General features: G+C 66.3%; 11 protein-coding genes. 4 read left to right on the top strand and 7 right to left on the bottom strand.

Annotated elements, in window-relative coordinates:
• The first annotated feature begins 75 nt into the window (after nucleotides 1–75).
• Together ACI6S0_RS03610 and ACI6S0_RS03605 are read left to right on the top strand one after the other, a co-directional pair.
• A complete protein-coding gene (locus ACI6S0_RS03610) occupies nucleotides 76–1,689 on the top strand; it encodes an FAD-dependent oxidoreductase (RefSeq protein ID WP_434404972.1) in 1,614 nt (537 codons plus the stop codon).
• Between the two features lie 3 nt (nucleotides 1,690–1,692).
• The gene (locus tag ACI6S0_RS03605) at nucleotides 1,693–2,376 is read left to right on the top strand and encodes a DUF6624 domain-containing protein (protein ID WP_434404970.1); all 684 of its coding nucleotides are present in this window, start codon (nucleotides 1,693–1,695) and stop codon (nucleotides 2,374–2,376) included.
• Nucleotides 2,377–2,385: 9 nt separating this feature from the next.
• Here the strand turns inward: ACI6S0_RS03605 and ACI6S0_RS03600 are convergent, their stop codons facing one another.
• A complete protein-coding gene (locus ACI6S0_RS03600) occupies nucleotides 2,386–2,850 on the bottom strand; it encodes a MarR family winged helix-turn-helix transcriptional regulator (protein WP_434404968.1) in 465 nt (154 codons plus the stop codon).
• Between the two features lie 128 nt (nucleotides 2,851–2,978).
• Here ACI6S0_RS03600 and ACI6S0_RS03595 point away from each other — a divergent pair, with 128 nt between their 5' ends.
• Nucleotides 2,979–3,407 (top strand): organic hydroperoxide resistance protein, encoded by a 429-nt coding sequence (locus tag ACI6S0_RS03595; RefSeq protein WP_004211445.1) that lies wholly within the window; start codon nucleotides 2,979–2,981, stop codon nucleotides 3,405–3,407.
• A gap of 58 nt (nucleotides 3,408–3,465) precedes the next feature.
• Here ACI6S0_RS03595 and putA read toward each other — a convergent pair whose 3' ends face one another.
• Nucleotides 3,466–7,074, bottom strand: a complete 3,609-nt coding sequence (gene putA, locus ACI6S0_RS03590; protein WP_434404965.1) for a trifunctional transcriptional regulator/proline dehydrogenase/L-glutamate gamma-semialdehyde dehydrogenase — start codon at nucleotides 7,072–7,074, stop codon at nucleotides 3,466–3,468.
• Between the two features lie 98 nt (nucleotides 7,075–7,172).
• Between putA and ACI6S0_RS03585 the strand changes: the two genes are divergently transcribed.
• Nucleotides 7,173–7,658, top strand: coding sequence for an Lrp/AsnC family transcriptional regulator (locus tag ACI6S0_RS03585; RefSeq protein ID WP_004211443.1), 486 nt, complete (start codon nucleotides 7,173–7,175; stop codon nucleotides 7,656–7,658).
• Here the strand turns inward: ACI6S0_RS03585 and ACI6S0_RS03580 are convergent.
• The 5 genes from ACI6S0_RS03580 to ACI6S0_RS03560 all read right to left on the bottom strand — a co-directional run bounded on the left by ACI6S0_RS03580 (nucleotide 7,655) and on the right by ACI6S0_RS03560 (nucleotide 16,706).
• Entirely contained in the window at nucleotides 7,655–7,858 is a 204-nt protein-coding gene (locus ACI6S0_RS03580) for a hypothetical protein (protein ID WP_037521352.1), read from the bottom strand. The two genes, ACI6S0_RS03585 and ACI6S0_RS03580, sit on opposite strands and share 4 nt — an antisense overlap.
• Before the next feature lie 76 nt (nucleotides 7,859–7,934).
• The gene (locus ACI6S0_RS03575) at nucleotides 7,935–9,164 is read right to left on the bottom strand and encodes an SGNH/GDSL hydrolase family protein (RefSeq protein ID WP_434404964.1); all 1,230 of its coding nucleotides are present in this window, start codon (nucleotides 9,162–9,164) and stop codon (nucleotides 7,935–7,937) included.
• 390 nt (nucleotides 9,165–9,554) lie between these two features.
• Nucleotides 9,555–12,419, bottom strand: coding sequence for a TonB-dependent receptor (locus ACI6S0_RS03570; protein WP_037507560.1), 2,865 nt, complete (start codon nucleotides 12,417–12,419; stop codon nucleotides 9,555–9,557).
• Between the two features lie 133 nt (nucleotides 12,420–12,552).
• Nucleotides 12,553–15,234, bottom strand: a complete 2,682-nt coding sequence (gene galB / locus ACI6S0_RS03565; RefSeq protein ID WP_434404962.1) for a beta-galactosidase GalB — start codon at nucleotides 15,232–15,234, stop codon at nucleotides 12,553–12,555.
• An 11-nt stretch (nucleotides 15,235–15,245) separates the two neighbouring features.
• Nucleotides 15,246–16,706 carry a mannitol dehydrogenase family protein gene (locus tag ACI6S0_RS03560; RefSeq protein WP_434404961.1) on the bottom strand — a complete coding sequence of 487 codons (1,461 nt, stop codon included), beginning with the start codon at nucleotides 16,704–16,706 and terminating at the stop codon, nucleotides 15,246–15,248.
• Nucleotides 16,707–16,710: the final 4 nt, after the last annotated feature.

Genomic DNA, 16,710 nt, shown 5'->3' with positions numbered 1-16,710 from the left:
CGAGCGCCCGCGACCATTGCGCACAGGCTGCGCCATTGCCATCATCGCGCGACACGGAGTGGCGGGAGGCCGGCGATGGAGACGATCGGGCGCGATCTGCGGGAGATGCAGCGTGTGCCGCTGACGGCCGAGCATGTCGCGGCGCTGCGGGCCGAGGGCACCGAGGCCATCTATCCCGCCGGCACCTATATCGTCCGGCCCGGCGACCCGGTCGACCGCTTCATCTATGTCGAGGATGGCGAGATCGAGGTGGTCAATCCGTTCGGCGAAGAACGGCATGTCCCCTCCACCATCGGCCCGACCCAGTTCATGGGCGAGATTTCCTTTCTGGGCGGCGGCAGCTGGTCGATCCCGATGCGGGCAGCGCGCGATACCCGCGTGCTAGAAGTGCCGCGCCCGGCGATGCTGCGGCTGATGGCGGCGATCCCGGAAATGTCGGACATCATCATCACCGTGCTGGCCGCACGACGTCGGCGGCAGCTCGACATGGGCGACAGCACCCTGGTGCTGATCGGCGAGGATGAGGATCGGGCGGTGCGCTGCATCGCCGAGTTCGCCAGCCGCAACCGCCTGCCCTACACATCCCATGCGCTGGGCAGCGACGATGCCCGGCGGGTCGCCGCCAGTTGCGGGGCGCAGGCCGACCGGCCCGCCGTGATCTTCGGTCGCGACAATGTCGTTGCCGATCCCACGCCCGAGAAGGTCGCCCGGCTGTTTGGCCTGGATCGCGGCTTTACCGAGAATGAGACGGTCGACCTGCTGATCGTGGGCGGTGGGCCGGCCGGCGTGGCGGCGGCCGTCTATGCCGGGGCCGAAGGGCTCAACGCGCTGGTGGTGGAGGATATCGCGATTGGCGGCCAGGCGGGGACGTCGAGCCGGATCGAAAATTATATGGGCTTTCCCACCGGGATTTCGGGCGCCGACCTGGTCTGGCGCGGCGAGGTGCAGGCGATGAAGTTCGGCACCCGCTTCCTGATGCCGCGCCGGGTGACGGCGCTGGAGGAAACCGGCGACGGCCATTATTGCGGCGTCTTCGACAATGGCCAGCGCATCTGCGCCCGCGCAGTGCTGGTCGCGACCGGCGTCGAATATCGCCGCCTGCCGATCGACCGGCTCGCCGAGCTGGAGGGGGCCGGCATCTATTATGCCGCGACCGAGAATGAGGCGCGCTATTGCCGCCAGGCCGAAGCCGTGGTGGTCGGCGGCGGCAACAGCGCCGGCCAGGCGGCGATGTTCCTCAGCCGCAGCGCGCGCCATGTCCATCTGCTGGTGCGCGGGCCTTCGCTCGCCTTGTCGATGTCCAGCTACCTGTCCAGCCGGCTGGAGGCCGACCCGGCGATCACCATCCATTATGACACCGAAATTGACACATTGCATGGCGATGCGCAGCTCGACGCGGTGACGATCCGCAAGGCCGATGGCAACCAGCGCGAGATCGCCTGCTGCGCCCTGTTCATCATGGTCGGCGCGGCGCCCAATACCGGCTGGCTGTCGGGACTGGTGTCGCTCGACGACAAGGGGTTCGTGCTGACCGGCGATGCGGTCGAGGCCCCCTCCCCCTATGAAACCTCCCGCGCCGGCATCTTCGCGGTCGGCGACGTGCGCGCCGGATCGGTGAAGCGCGTCGCCTCTGCCGTGGGCGAAGGATCGGTCGTGATCTCGCGCATCTGGAGCCATGTGAATGGGTGAAGCATGAAGGCAGCGCTTCTTTTCCTGCAGGCCGCCACCGGCGCCGTCGCCCCGGCCCCGACGATGGAAACCATGCGCCAACAGGTGACCGATGCCTATCGCCAGGAGGAGGCGCGACAGGCCGCATTGCCACCGGCGAAGGACGATGCCGAGAAGATCATCCGGCTGGGCACGCTGGATCAGGTCGGTCGCATCACCATGATGAAACTGGACTGGTCATCGGTGCCCGCCGACCAGCAACCGATATGGCGCGGAGCCATATTGGCCGAGATCAGTCGCCATGACAGGCTGAATCAGGAACGGCTCAAGACCTTGATCCCGGACGAAGGATGGTTCCGGATCAGCGTCTACGGCAAGGAAACGGCCCGCGCCGCCTTCCTGATCGTCCAGCATGCCGTCGACGATCCGGCGCTGATGCGCGGGACACTGAACCGGATGGAGGCCTTGCTGCCGGGCGGCGAGGCCGAGGGCCAGGCCTATGCGATGCTCTATGACCGGGTGGCGATGACATTCGACAAGAAGCCGCAGCGCTATGGCACCCAGGTCAATTGTGTCGACGGCCGATGGCAGCCGACCGACCTGGAAGCGCCCGACGCGGTGAATACGCGCCGCCAGGCAGTCGGCATGACGCAGACGATCGAGCAATATCTGGCGATGTTCGACAACGCCCAGTGCCCCAAGGCATAGCGCGCCCGGTCAGGCCGCGCGCTGCAGCTTCTCCCGCAGCGTGACCAGCGACTGGTTGAGCGCGGCGATTTCCTCGATCGAGATGCCGACGGCCTCCATCAGTTCGGCGGGGACGCAGGTTGACACGTCCTGTGCCACCGACTGCCCCTGCTGCGTCAGGCGCACCCGCACCACCCGCTCATCCTTGGTGTCGCGCTGGCGGGTGACGAGGTCCGCCGCCTCCAGCCGCTTGATCAGCGGGGTCAGTGTGTTGGATTCGAGGAAGAGCTGACCGCCCAGCTCGCCGACCGTCTGGTCGTCGCGCCGGGCCAGCGCCACCATCACCAGATATTGGGGATAGGTGAGGCCGTAGCGATCGAGCAGCGGCTTGTAGAGCCGGTTGAAGGCCAGCCCGGTCGAATAGACGCCGAAGCAGAGAAAATCGTCGAGCGCGCCGCGCGCGGTATCTTGGGTGGTCATGGCGGGGGTGGTCATGGCGATGCTCCTTGACCGGAAATATAAATCGCACGCGATATGATCGCAAGGGTTGACGACTCAGATCGGCAGGCACATATAGATCGCACGCGATTTAATCGCATACGATTAAATGAAAGGACCGATCGATGAGCAGCAAGATCCTCTATTCCACCAGCGCCACCGCAACCGGCGGCCGTGACGGCAAGGCCGCAACCACCGACGGCAGCTTCGCCGTGACGCTGGGCACGCCCAAGGAACTGGGCGGCAATGGCCAGGGCAATAATCCTGAACAGCTGTTCGCATCGGGCTATGCCGCCTGCTTCCTGGGCGCGATGAAGTTCGCCGCCAGCCAGGACAAGGATCTGCCCCGCGTGCCTGCCGACGCCAGCGTCACCGCCACGGTCGGCATCGGCCCGCGCAGCGACAAGGGCTTTGGCCTGGACGTCGCGCTGGAAATCAGCCTGCCGGGCGTCGACAAGGCTGCTGCCGAGGCGCTGGTCGCCGAAGCGGACACGATCTGCCCCTATTCGCACGCCACGCGCGGCAATATCGACGTGCGCCTGAGCGTCGCCTGACGCGCGGCAATCCGGCACAAAGAAAAAGGGCGGCCTGTGCGGGCCGCCCTTTTCATCATCAGCCGATCATCATCAGGCTGGCATTGCCGCCCGCGGCGGTCGTGTTGATGGAGGTCGACACCTCCTCCAGCAGCCAGTCGAGATGCCAGGCGCGCTCGTCGCCCGGCGCGGCTGCATGGACAGTGACGATCGGCCCATCCAGTTCGGCCACTGCCTGGGTTGCGGCGAGGATCTGGTCGGCATCCCCCTCCACCAGCATCGCGGCAAAGGGCGCGTCGGGCTGGGCGAGGAAATGGGCGGCGACGCTGGCGGGCAGCCCCTGTGGCAGCGGCGCCCCTTCGATCACCGCGCGATTGCCGGTTGCCAGCACGGCGGCCATCTGCGCGAGCAGGCCGCGCCGCGTGCCCGGACGCAGCAACAGCAAGCCGCGCGGATGCAGCGCATAGAGGTTGGTCTCGCCGACCGGGCCGGGCAGCGCCAGTTCAACGCCGAGCGCCGACGCATCGCCATAATGGCGCGCAACCGCCGCCGCCTCATGATCGTCCTGCGCTTCCAGCCAGTTGACGAAATCATGGATTGGCGAGGCGAGATAGCCGACCCGCTCGGCAAAGACCGGCGCGGTGCGGGTCAGGCGGCCGAGATAGAGCGGCCCGCCCGCCTTGGGTCCGGTGCCCGACAGGCCGCGCCCGCCGAACGGCTGAACCCCGACGATCGCGCCGATGACATTGCGGTTCACATAGATATTGCCGGCCTTCACCCGCGCGGTGACGCGGGCCACCGTCTCGTCGAGGCGGGTGTGCAGGCCGAAGGTCAGGCCATAACCGGTGGCGTTGATCGCATCGACCAGCGCATCCATCCGCTCGCGACGGAAACGGATGACGTGCAGCACCGGGCCGAATATCTCGCGGGTGAGGTCGGCGATACTGTCCAGTTCGATGATGGTCGGCGCGACGAAGGTGCCGTGCGCCGCCTCCTCGGGCAGGTCCTGCTGCTCGACCTTACGGCCGAGCGCGCGCATCGATGCGATATGCTGTTCGATGCCCGCCTTCGCCTCGGCGGTGATGACCGGGCCGGTATCGACCGCGAGCCGATCAGTGCGGCCAATGCGCAATTCCCTGAGCGCGCCCTTCAGCATGGTGAGGGTGCGATCGGCGACATCCTCCTGCAGGCACAGGATGCGCAGCGCCGAGCAGCGCTGACCAGCGCTGTCGAAGGCGGAGGCGATGACGTCGGCCACCACCTGTTCCGCGAGCGCTGAACTGTCGACGATCATCGCATTCTGGCCGCCGGTTTCGGCGATCAGCGGGATCGGCTTGCCGGCGGGCGACAGGCGGGTGGCGAGCTGGCGCTGGATGAGGCGAGCAACCTCGGTCGAGCCGGTGAACATGACGCCTGCCGTTTCCGGCGCGGCGACCAGCGCGGCGCCGATCCGGCCGTCGCCGGGCAGCAATTGCAGCGCATCGCCGGGCACGCCGGTTTCATGCAGCAGGCGCACGGCTTCGGCCGCGATCAGCGGGGTTTCCTCGGCAGGCTTGGCCAGCACCGGATTGCCCGCGACCAGCGCGGCCGCGACCTGTCCGGTGAAGATGGCGAGCGGGAAATTCCAGGGACTGATGCAGATAATCGGTCCCAGCGGCAGCTGATCCGGGCCGAAGGTGCCGCGTGCCTGCGCCGCATAATAACGCAGGAAGTCGATCGCCTCGCGCACTTCGGCGATGGCGTTGGGCAGCGACTTGCCGGCTTCGCGCATGATGAGGCCGAGCAGCACCGGCATCCGGTCCTGCATCGCGTCGGCCGCCCGATCCAGCAGGACGGCGCGATCGGCGACGGGCGTGTTGGGCCAGCAGGCGTTGGCGGCGCGGATCGCGGCGGCGCGGGCGTGATCGGCGCTCGCTTCCCAGACGGTGCCGACAATGTCGCGATGGTCGGCAGGATTGCAGACCGGGCGCGCTTCCCCTTCCCCGCCCTCTGGCGCGGCGGCCCAGGCGATGGTGGCGCTGTGTTGCAGCGCCTGCGTCAGCGCGGCAAGCGCGCCTTCATCGCTGAGATCGATGCCATCGGAATTGCGGCGATCGGGATAGAGACCGGCGGGCGAGGCAATCTGGTCGTGCCGGGCGCCGGGATGCGGCATGGCGCGAACGATCTCGACCGGGTCGGCGATCATCTCGTCGATCGAGACATCGGGATCGGCGATGCGGTTGACGAAGCTGCTATTCGCGCCATTTTCCAGCAGGCGGCGGACGAGATAGGCGAGCAATGTCTCATGCGTGCCGACCGGGGCGTAGATGCGGCACGGGCGGTCGAGCTTGTCCTTGCCGACGACCTGTTCATAGAGCGGCTCGCCCATGCCGTGCAGGCACTGGAACTCATATTTGCCAATCGCGAAGTCCGGCCCGGCCATCTGGTAAATGGTGGCGAGCGTCTGGGCATTATGAGTCGCGAATTGCGGGAAGACGGCGTCGGGCGCAGCCAGCAGCTTCCTAGCGCAGGCGACATAGGCGACGTCGGTATGGACCTTGCGGGTATAGACCGGGAAATCGGCGAGGCCGTCGACCTGCGCCCGCTTGATCTCCGCATCCCAATAGGCGCCCTTGACCAGACGCACCATCATCCGGCGATTGGCGCGACGGGCGAGGTCGATGATCCAGTCGATGACGAAGGGACAGCGCTTGCCATAGCCCTGGACGACGAAGCCCAGGCCATCCCAGCCGGCGAGGTCTGGGTCGAGCGCCAGGCTTTCGAGCAGGTCGAGCGAGAGTTCGAGCCGGTCGGCTTCCTCCGCGTCGATGTTGAGGCCGATGTCGTAGTGCTTCGAGAGCAGCGCCAGTTGCTTCACCGCCGGCAGCAATTCGCCCATCACCCGGTCGGCCTGCGCGCGGACATAGCGCGGATGGAGCGCCGACAGCTTGATCGAGATGCCGGGGCCAGCATAGATGCCGCGACCGGCCGACGCCTTGCCGATGGCGTGGATCGCCTTTTCATAATCGGCATAATAGCGCGCGGCGTCGGCGGCGGTGGTCGCCGCCTCGCCCAGCATGTCATAGCTGTAGGCGAAGCCCTTGGCCTCCAGTTCCTTGGCGCGCTTGACCGCTTCCTTGATCGTCTCGCCGGTGACGAACTGTTCGCCCATCATCCGCATGGCAAGGTCGACGCCGCGACGGATCACCGGCTCGCCGGCACGGGCGACCAGACGGGCGAGCGCCGCCGCCAGGCCGCGATCATCGACGCTGCCGACCAGCTTGCCGGTGACGACCAGGCCCCAGGTCGCGGCGTTGACGAACAAAGACTTGCCGCCGCCCAGATGCGAACTCCAGTCGCCGTCGGCGATCTTGTCGCGAATGAGGGCGTCGCGCGTGTCATTGTCCGGGATACGCAGCAAAGCTTCGGCGAGGCACATCAGCGCCACGCCCTCCTGACTGGAGAGCGAATATTCCTGGACCAGCCCCTCGACCCCGGTGCCCTTGTGATTGGCGCGCAGGGTGGTGACCAGATGGCGCGCCGTGTCCGCCACGGCGGCGCGGGTGGCGTCGGGCAGGGTCGCCGCGTCGAGCAGCGGGGCAAGGCACTCCGCCTCATCGCGGCGATAGGCGGCGGTGATCGCCTGGCGCAGCGGCGACTGATCGCGGATGGCGGGGGCGAAGGCGGCAAAGGGATGCTGGTCGGTCATGCGACCAGAATATCCGATCGGCGCATTTCATTCCGTCTTATGAATGCCCCGATAAATGCCAAAGTGACTTATTAATGGCGGCATGATAGGCAAATTGCATGAGCAACAAGCCTGCCATGGTCGAAATGGATGAGTTCGACCGCCGTATCATCGCCGCGCTGGTCGAGGATGGCCGCATGACCGTGACCGATCTGGCCGCCAGCGTCGGCCTGTCCAAGACGCCCTGCCAGGTGCGGTTGAAGCGGTTGCAGGAGAGTGGCGTCATTCGCGGCTTTCGCGCGATCGTCGATCCGGCCAAGCTGGGGATGGACCATGTCGCCTTTACCGAGGTGAAGCTGAGCGACACGCGGGAGAGCGCGTTGCGGGAGTTCAATGCGGCGGTAAGGCGCATCCCGGAGGTCGAGGAATGCCATATGCTGGCGAGCAATTTCGACTATCTGCTCAAGGTCCGCACCTCCGATATTCGCCGCTATCGCATGGTGCTGGGCGAGAAGATTTCCGCCCTGCCCCATGTCGCCAGCACATCGACCTTCGTGGCAATGGAGACGGTGCTGGAATCGGGCAGCAAGCGGCCGCGCCGTTAACGCGGGACCGAAGGCCCTTCTACCCGGATGCCGCGCCGCTGAAGCTCGGCCCGCGCCGCCTTCTGATGCGGGGTCAGGCGATGATAGTCGGTGGTCGAACGCCAGATGTCGAGCACATCCTGATCGCTGCGGATCGCGACGTCAGCCTCTGCATTGGCATAGTCCTGCAGACGATATTTCCTCGGCGCTTTTTCGATCACCCGTCATCCCTTTCGCGGGAGACGTAGCGGATTTTACGTAAAAGCCGCGTGATGGCCATCACGCGGTTAAGGCATGTTAATCAAACAGGGTCAGCGGCACGGCGTCACCCATTGCGCGATAGCCGGCCGGATTGGGATGGAGCGCATCGCCGCCATCATAAGCAGGCAGCAGCCGGTCGGGGCGCGCGGGATCGCGGGTGGCGCGGTCGAAATCGACCAGCCCGTCGAAATGGCCCGGCGTGCGTATCCAGGCATTGACCGCCTGCCGGTCCGCCTCATTCTGGGCATCGGCATGATAATAATCATTGCCGACGAAGGGCATGATGGTGGCGCCGATCACCTTGATCCCGCGCGCATGGGCGCGGGCGATGATCTGGCGATAGGCGCCGATGATGCGGGCGACATGGGCCTTGTGATCCTCGACACTGACCGGCGCCTCGCGGGTCAGCGTGCCAAGATCATTGACGCCTTCCAGCAGGACCAGATGGGTGACGCCGGGCTGGGCCAGCACATCGCGGTCAAGCCGGGCGAGCGCATTGGGGCCAAGCCCGTCGTTCAGCAGCCGGTTGCCGCCGATCCCCTGATTGACGACGGCGATGTCGCGGCGCTTGGGGTCCGCCTGCAACCGCTGGGCGAGCCGGTCGGTCCAGCGATCATTGCCGTTGGTGGTCGAACCCTTGCCATCGGTGATGGAGTCGCCCAGCGCCACGACCAGTCGTGCGGGCGCGCAGCGTTCGACCTCCACCGCGGCGAGATTGAACCAATGGTCGAACGAGGCGGCGCCCGCCATCGCCGTGTCGGTCAGATGATCGCCGGGCAGATGCCAGGAGGTGGCGCGCGAGCCGGGATGCGAGGTCTGTTCCGGTTCGCCCTGATAGCGGATGGTGACGGCGATATTGTCGAGCGCGGCGACCGGCAGCGACACCGGGTCGGAGAGATAGTCGGCGCCGGCCGGCACGATCAGATCCGGGCTGCCATCGAAGCGCAGCGAAATGAGCGTGCCGGGATCGATCGCCGGCGATGTGCTGGCGGGGGCGCGGGCGATGCTGACGCCGGCGATATGGAGCGGCGCGGTGCCGGCAAGGTTGGAGATGCGCACCCGCAGCCGTTCGCCGGCGATCGAGGGGCGGACGATCTGGCGCAGCGACTGATCCTTGAGCGTGCCGGCGGCCAGTGCCGCGTCGCCGGTCGGGCGGAATTGCGAGGAGGCCCAGCCCGACACCCAGGTCGGCGTGCAGGTCTTTGCCATGGCGGGCTGGGCCAGCAGCATTGCCAGCGGCAGGCTGGCGAGCAAGGGGCGGATCATCGGCTTCCTTTCGGTCGGGGATGGCGGGCGGCGCGTCCCAAAAATGGGCATATGAGGATCACGGTATCGAAGTTCACAGTGTCGTGCGGCAGGCGTTGACGCATTTCCGCGCCTTTCCGGGCCGGCCGCGACCTGCGACGCGCCGGTGACGCGACACCAGGGTCATGGCCACGCGCCAGTGACGCGCCCATGAGGCGACAGGTACGCGACGATCGGGTCACGACGAGGTCATGGCAAAGGCGTCCGCGAAGACGGGTTCATGGCCAAGGGTAGACCAAATATCCTCCAACATTGGAAGGCCCTGCCCTACGCCGAACCGCGCTCCCAACCACTCCCAAGAAAAAGGGCCGGCGTTGCCGCCGGCCCTGTCAGTGCATCCCTGGGGGAGGATCAGAAGTTGGCCCGGATACCGGCCAGCACGGTGCGACCGGGATAATAGACCGAATAGGCCGCGTTCGAATATTCGAAGGTGGTGCGGATCGGCTCGTCGGTGATGTTCAGCACATCGAGCGTCAGGCGAAGCGCCTTGTTGAAGAAGGGCAGCTGATAGCCGGCCGACATGTCGAGCTGGCCACGGGCGTCGGACTTGAGGTCGGCGCCGTTGATGCCGTTCTGCGGACCGTTCACGGCGATCGCCTCGTCATTCCAGACATAGTTCACGCTGACCGACAGACCGCCATTTTCATAGAAGCCCTGCAGGTTGTAGCTCCAGGGCGACACGCCGGTCGCGACCAGGCCCGACGAGGAGGACTGCTTGAGATAGGTGCCGTTGGCCGAGAAGCCGAGGCCCTTTACCAGGAAGTCGAGCGGCTGCACCCAGGTCGCTTCGATACCCTTGATCTTGAGATCGCGCAGGTTGACCGGACGGTTCACGGTGATCGGCAGCTGAGCGACCGGGATGCCGGTCTGGAGCGACCGGTCGTTGAGGGCGTTCTGCTGCGTCGAGATCAGGCTGTCGAACGGAATGTTGAGCGACCCGAAGGCAACCTGTTCGGAGGTGGTGACGGTGAAGCCCTGGATGTTCTTCATGAACAGCGACACGCCGACATAACCGATGCCGCCGGTGTAGATTTCGCCGCCCAGGTCATAATTGTCCGAGGTGTAGGGCTTGAGGTTCGGGTTGCCCGCCGTGGCGGTCAGCGCCGAAGGATCGGAGAAGGTGATGCCCGGCAGGATCGCGCCGGCATCCGGGCGGGTCATCGTCCGCGAGGCCGACGCACGCAGCTTCACATTGTCGGCGACATCATAGGTCAGGTTGATCGACGGCAGGAAATTTTCGTAGGTCGAGGACGAGGTGATGTCGACGATCGCCGTGCCGACCTGGCTCGGCCCGACGACCAGCTGGTCGGTGTGGGCGTAGCGCATGCCGGTGTTGATGTGCAGGTCGCGGCCGGCAATGGTCGTGACGCCGTTCAGTTCGAAATAGGCACCCCAGACCTTTTCATCCATGTCGCCGGTCGCACCGCCAGTGACGGCACCGCGTGCTTCGGGCGCGCTGTCGCGATAGCTGGCATAGTTGGTGGCCTGCTTGAGCGCATCGAAGTCCGGCACGATGAAGCCGGCGGTCGAGGAGCTGCGCAGATACTGAGCGATGGCGCTGGTCGGCACGGTGCCGGTGGCGCCGGTGCAGCCAGTGCCGCAGACCGACAGCTGATAGGCGGTGCTGTTGTCATAGGCGCGGATCGAACGGGTCGCCTGATCATAGGCGCCGCCGACCTTCACGTTGAACATGTCATCGCCATAGGTCACGTCGAGATGCGCGCCCTTGGTCTCGGTCTTGCGACGGACCAGCTGGATATTCTGGCGATACCATTGCCAGCTGCCGTTGTTCGGATCGTTGAGGTCGAGATTGCTGGTGATCGACGGATAGTCGCCACCGGTATTGTCATAATAGGTTTCGACGCCCGACTGCGGCGTGGTCTGGAAGGCCCAGGTCGGCTGTTCGCGGAAGAAGCGGCTCTTCGACCAGTTGGCGCTGAGGTCGACCTTCAGATCCTCGGTCGGCTGCCAGCTGACGCTCGGGTTGACGTTCCAGAATTTGGTCGTCTGCTTGAACAGGCTGGCTTCGAGGAAATAGGAGGAGTTGGCGAAGGTGCCGCTGGTGACGACGCCATTGTCATCGACGGTCAGGTCGATCGGCACCATGCCGCCGGTCGACTGGGCACTGGTGCCCGGCCCCGAGTTGCGGACCTGCCAGTTCATGTTGACCTTGCTGTAATCGCGCTTGGATTTGGCCCAGATGCCGTCCAGGGCGAAATGCAGCTCGTCCGACGGGCGCCATTCGAGCGAGGCCAGCGCCGAGATGCGCGAGCGATCGCCTTCGGTCAGGCTCTTGCGGCCAAGACGCGGGATCAGTGCGGTGCTGAGCTGGTCGCGGGTCAGACCCGACGTGGCGACAACATCGACCGGCTGGCCGGCGACCAGGCCATGGCCGGTATTGTTGGGAACGACCGAGGCCCAGGAGAAATTATTGCCGCCGGCGTCGCCGGTGCCGAGATTACCGTCGGTCCAGCCGACCGATTCAAAGCCATCGACGCGGGTCTTGGTCTTCACGCCGGCAACGCCGACGAGGATGCCGAACGTGTCAGTGGTGTGGCTGGCGACGATCGCGCCGCGCGGGCTGAACTTGTCGTTATTGTCGGTATATTGGCCCTGCGCCACGACGGTGACATGGGTGCCTTCCTTGTCGAAGGGACGGGCATTGCGCAGGTTGACGGTGCCGGCGATGCCGCCTTCGAGCGTCGAGGGCGACGGGCTCTTGGCGAGGTCGAGGCGGGTGAAGAGTTCCGACGGGAAGAAGTCGAGATCGACTTCGCGGTTGGCGCTGCCGCCGTTGGTGCCGCCATCCGATGCGACCTGAAGCTGCGAACCGTTGAGCAGCACGCGAGTGAAGCTGGGGCCAAGGCCGCGGATCGCGACCTGGGTGCCTTCACCGTTGATGTCGCGGTTGAGGCGCACGCCGGGCATGCGGTTCAGCGTTTCAGCGAGGTTGGTAGCGGGCAGCTTGCCGATATCTTCGGCGAAGATGGAGTCGCCGAAGGCAACCGCATTCTTCTTGGCGTTGGTGGCGCTTTCCAGCGAGGCGCGGATACCGGTGACGACGATGTCGGCGGTTTCGCTGTCCTGCGGCGCAGCGGCGGTTTCGGCCGGTGCAGCGGCATCCTGCGCAGCGGCGGCCTGGGCCAGGCCCAGCGCACCGAAGGCGGATGCGGCGAACAGGGCCGCACGGATATTATGGTGGCGTGAAACGTTCATACAACCTCTCCCCGAGCGCTGCCCCCGACTATCCGGTGGGCGTATCTGGTAGCGCTATCAGATGCAGACCAATAAAGTGCCCGTCCCAATTGTCAAGATATGGGACGGGCGAAAATGGTAACGTTATTAATTTTCAGCGGACTGTGGCATTTGTGCTGATGACGGCCTGCGCCGCGGTCAGGCCCGGTGCGCTGGCGCGGACGGTCACCCGCCCCTTCTCGCCCGGCTTGGCCTTCACGATCACTAGCGCCAGGCCATTGAAAGCCTTGCGATCTTTCGACGGAAAGGCAGTCAGATCGGTCGGGTCGCCATTGTCGGTGGCAATGATCTCGCCCGGTCCCTCGATCGAGAAGCGGATTTCCTGCTTGGCGGCAGGGACGACATTGCCGTCCTTGTCGAGGACCTTGAGCGTCACGAAACTGAGGTCGCGGCCGTCATCGGCGATGGCGCTGCGATCGGCGGTCAGCGACAGTTTCGCCGCCTCGCCCACGGTGCGGATCATCTCGGTTGCCCAGGGCTGGCCCTTCTTCCAGGTGACGACCTTCACCTCGCCCGGTTCATAGACGACATAATCCCAGCGGAAGCGATATTCATAGTCGCGCTTCTTGACCTTGCCCTGCGACTTGCCGTTGACGAACAGTTCCGCCTCGTCGGCCGAGGAGAAGACATGGACCGGCGTGATCTGGCCGACGCGGTCGGGCCAGGTCCAGTGCGGCAGGATATGCGCGAATTTGAGGTCGGGCCGCCAGCGCGCCTGGTAGAGCCAGAAGCGGTCCTTGGGGAAGCCGGCGAGATCGAGGATGCCGGAATAGCTGCTGCGCGACGTGTAATAGGGGGTCGGTTCGCCGAGATAATCGAAGCCGGTCCAGACGAACTCGCCCGCGACATAGGGGTTCTGGTCATCGGCGGCCCAGACCCGGTCGGGCGAGGAGCCGAAATCGGCGGCATGCATCTCATAGGCCGACACCTGATGCGTGTCGGGATTGCCGCCGGACCAGGGACGGACCGGGCCGCTGATCGCGCCGGCGACCGGGAACATATATTCGCCGCGACTGGAAAGGGCCGAGGCGCTTTCGGTGGACAGGATGACCTTGTCCGGGAATTTCGCGCGGAAGGCGGGATATTGGCCGACGATGCCGCGAATGCCCGCGCCTTGATAATTGAGGCTGATGACGTCCACGGTGGTCGGCAGCAGCATGTCCGCCTTGGCATAGTTCATCGCGCTGGTGGCGGGACGGGTCGGGTCTTCCTGATGGGCGATGGCGACCAGTTCGCGGCCGATCTTCGCCCCCGCCTCGCCATCATATTGTTCGCCGACCTCGTTGCCGATGCTCCAGATGATGATCGAGGGATGGTTGCGGTCGCGGCGCAGCATGGCGCGCGCGTCGGCCTCATGCCAATCCGGGAAGATCAAGTGGAAGTCGTGCGGGGTCTTCTTCTTCTCCCAGCTGTCGAACACCTCGTCCATCACCAGGAAGCCCATGCGGTCGGTGAGTTCGAGCAGTTCGGGCGCGGGCGGATTATGGCTCATGCGCACGGCGTTGGTGCCCATGTCGCGCAATATTTCGAGCTGGCGCTCGGCCGCGCGGGCGTTGAAGGCGGCGCCCAGCGCACCGAGATCATGATGATTATTGACGCCGCGCAGGGGGATCTGCTCACCATTGACGATCACGCCCTTGTCGGGATCGAACTTGATGTCGCGCACGCCGAAGCGGGTTTCGTAGCTGTCGATCAGCTTGCCGCCCTGGGTCACGGTGGAGACGGCGACATAGCGGTTGGGTTGCTGCGTCGGCGGCGGACCCCAGAGGCGCGGGTTGCTGAGGATCGTGCTGCCCTTCAGCTCCGCCTTGCCATGGGGGGCGATGCTGGTGGACTGGCGGGCGATGCTGGCGACCGGGCGGCCGATGCGCTTGCCGCTGGCGTCGATCGCATAGAGGGCGGTCGCGACCTCGACCTGCGCCGGGGTGTCGCCGTCATTGTCGAGGGTGAGGCTGAGGTCGACGCTGGCCTGCGCCTTGCTGACCTGCGGCGTGCGGACGATGCTGCCCCACTGGCCGACATGGACCTTGTTGGTGGTGGTGAGATAGATGTCGCGATAGAGGCCGCCGCCCGGATACCAGCGCGCCGAAGCCTGGGGATTGTCGAGGCGGATCGCCAGCTGGTTCTGCCCGCCCGGCACCGCATAGGGGGTGAGGTCGAGGCGGAAGCTGTTATAGCCATAGGGCCAGCCGCCGACGAGCTTTCCGTTCAGCCAGACGGTGGCGTAGGACATCGCCCCTTCGACATCGAGGAAGATCGACTTGCCCTTGTCGCTGGCGGGGATGGTCAGCGCCTTGCGATACCAGCCAATGCCCCAGCTGGGCAGGCGGCCCATGCCGCCATAGGGGCCATCCTTGATGAAGGGGCCGGCGATCGCCCAGTCGTGCGGCAGGTCGACATGGGTCCAGCCGCTGTCGTCGAAGCCGGGCTGGACATAGGCGACGGTGCCGCCCGGATTGCCGGCGGGACGGGTGTGATGCTTGGCGGGATCGGCGATGAAGGGATTGGCGCTGGGCAATATCCAGGGCTTGAGCACGCGGGCGCCGCTGTCGTCCACCTGCACCGCTGCGTCGGGGCGGGCATCGGCCACCTTGCCGTCGCCGGCATCCTCGATCGGCGGGCGTACATCATAGCGCAGATCCTCGGTCAGGCCGGCGGGATCGCCCTTGGTGAAGCGCCAGTCGCGGCTGATCGAGACGCTGTCGCGCGGCGCGGCCAGCAGCGTCGCGGGGCTGAGCAGGCAGGAGGCGAGCAGGATGGTGCGCAGGGTCTTCATCAGGGGCTCCGTCAGAGCTGGGCGAGCGCGGCGCGGGCACCGTCGGCTTCGAGAATGGCGAGCCAGCGGATCAGCGCGGCGCGGAAGACGGCATTGCCGGCAAGGTCGGCGGGCACCACGGCGTCGAAGGCGAGGATCGCGTCGATCCGTGCTGGCGTAGAGGATGCGTCGGCCAGCCGGGCGGCGATGGCGGCGGCGAGCGGATCGTCGACGACATGCGCTTCGCCCCGGTCATCGACGCCGGCCTGCCAGCGGATCCAGGCGGCGACGGCGAGCGACAGGGCATCGATCCCCTGCCCTGCCGACAGCCGCGCGGCGATGGTGGCGAGCAGGCGCTGGGGCAGCTTCTGCGACCCGTCCATCGCGATCTGGCGGGTGCGATGCTGCAGGGTCGGGTTGTCGAAACGCGCCATCAGTTCGCGGCGATAGGCGGCGACGTCCAGCTCGGGCGGCGGCGACAGCGTGGTCTGCGCCTCGTCCCACAGGGTTTCGACGAAATGCCGGGCTTCGGGCAGCGCGAGCACTTCATGGACATGATCGATGCCGGCGAGGCCGCCGAGATAGGCGATGCCGCTATGCGCGCCGTTGAGCAGGCGCAGCTTCGCCTCCTCCCAGGGGGCGACGGCGGCGGTCACCTGAACCCCGGCGCCGAAATCCGGGCGCGGACCGCAGAATTTATCCTCGATCACCCATTGCAGGAAGGGTTCGGTCTTGACCATGGCCTGGTCTTCCACCCCCAGCCGGTCGGCGAGCGCGGCGATGTCGGCGTCGGTGGTGGCGGGGACGATGCGGTCGACCATGGTTTCGGGGAAGGCCCCTTCCGCCGCGATCCAGTCGGCCAGTGCCGGGTCGTGCCGGGCGGCGAGCGCCAGCACGGCGTTGCGCAGCCGCGTGCCATTGTGCGGCAGATTGTCGCAGCTGATCGCGGTGAAAGGCGGCAGGCCCGCCGCCCGGCGCGCGGCCAGCGCGGCGACGAGGAAGCCGGGCGCGGTCTGCGGCGCGGCGAGCGAAGCAAGATCGGCGGCGAGCTGGGGATCCCCCTCGATCAGGGCGCCGGTCGCGGGGTCGAGCTTATAGCCCTTCTCGGTCACGGTCAGGGTAACGATATGGGTATCGGGCGCGGCGAGCGCGGCGACCAATGCGGCCGGGTCTTCCGGGGCGACCAATACCTGGCTGACCACGCCGATGATACGCGCCTGCTCTGCAGCCCCATCGCGCACCAGCATGGTGTAGAGGCAATCCTGCGGCATCATCTGGTCGCGCACGCCGGGCGACCGCAGCGACGCGGCGATCACGCCCCAGCGCAGGTCGCCGGCGGTCAGCGCATCATCGAAGATGACCGCCTGATGCGCGCGGTTGAAGGCGCCGATACCGAGATGAACGACGCCGGGGCGAACCGCCGCGCGATCATAGCCGGGACGGACGATATCGGCGGGCAGGCCGGCGAGCGTGGCGGACGATAGACGGGTCACAGGA

Source organism: Sphingobium sp. DN12, from assembly GCF_051058005.1.
In the GTDB taxonomy this organism is placed as follows: Bacteria; Pseudomonadota; Alphaproteobacteria; order Sphingomonadales; family Sphingomonadaceae; genus Sphingobium; species Sphingobium yanoikuyae.
The sequence above is the reverse complement of the archived record's forward strand: the minus strand, read 5'-3'. Positions and strand labels throughout refer to the sequence as shown.

What these genes read in the sequence shown, in the direction of transcription:
- ACI6S0_RS03600 (WP_434404968.1), bottom strand. Translation starts at nt 2,850, where the DNA reads ATGACCACCCCCGCCATGACCACCCAAGATACCGCGCGCGGCGCGCTC.
- ACI6S0_RS03595 (WP_004211445.1), top strand. Translation starts at nt 2,979, where the DNA reads ATGAGCAGCAAGATCCTCTATTCCACCAGCGCCACCGCAACCGGCGGC.
- ACI6S0_RS03610 (WP_434404972.1), top strand. Translation starts at nt 76, where the DNA reads ATGGAGACGATCGGGCGCGATCTGCGGGAGATGCAGCGTGTGCCGCTG.
- ACI6S0_RS03570 (WP_037507560.1), bottom strand. Translation starts at nt 12,419, where the DNA reads ATGAACGTTTCACGCCACCATAATATCCGTGCGGCCCTGTTCGCCGCA.
- ACI6S0_RS03585 (WP_004211443.1), top strand. Translation starts at nt 7,173, where the DNA reads ATGAGCAACAAGCCTGCCATGGTCGAAATGGATGAGTTCGACCGCCGT.
- galB (WP_434404962.1), bottom strand. Translation starts at nt 15,234, where the DNA reads ATGAAGACCCTGCGCACCATCCTGCTCGCCTCCTGCCTGCTCAGCCCC.
- ACI6S0_RS03575 (WP_434404964.1), bottom strand. Translation starts at nt 9,164, where the DNA reads ATGATCCGCCCCTTGCTCGCCAGCCTGCCGCTGGCAATGCTGCTGGCC.
- putA (WP_434404965.1), bottom strand. Translation starts at nt 7,074, where the DNA reads ATGACCGACCAGCATCCCTTTGCCGCCTTCGCCCCCGCCATCCGCGAT.
- ACI6S0_RS03605 (WP_434404970.1), top strand. Translation starts at nt 1,693, where the DNA reads ATGAAGGCAGCGCTTCTTTTCCTGCAGGCCGCCACCGGCGCCGTCGCC.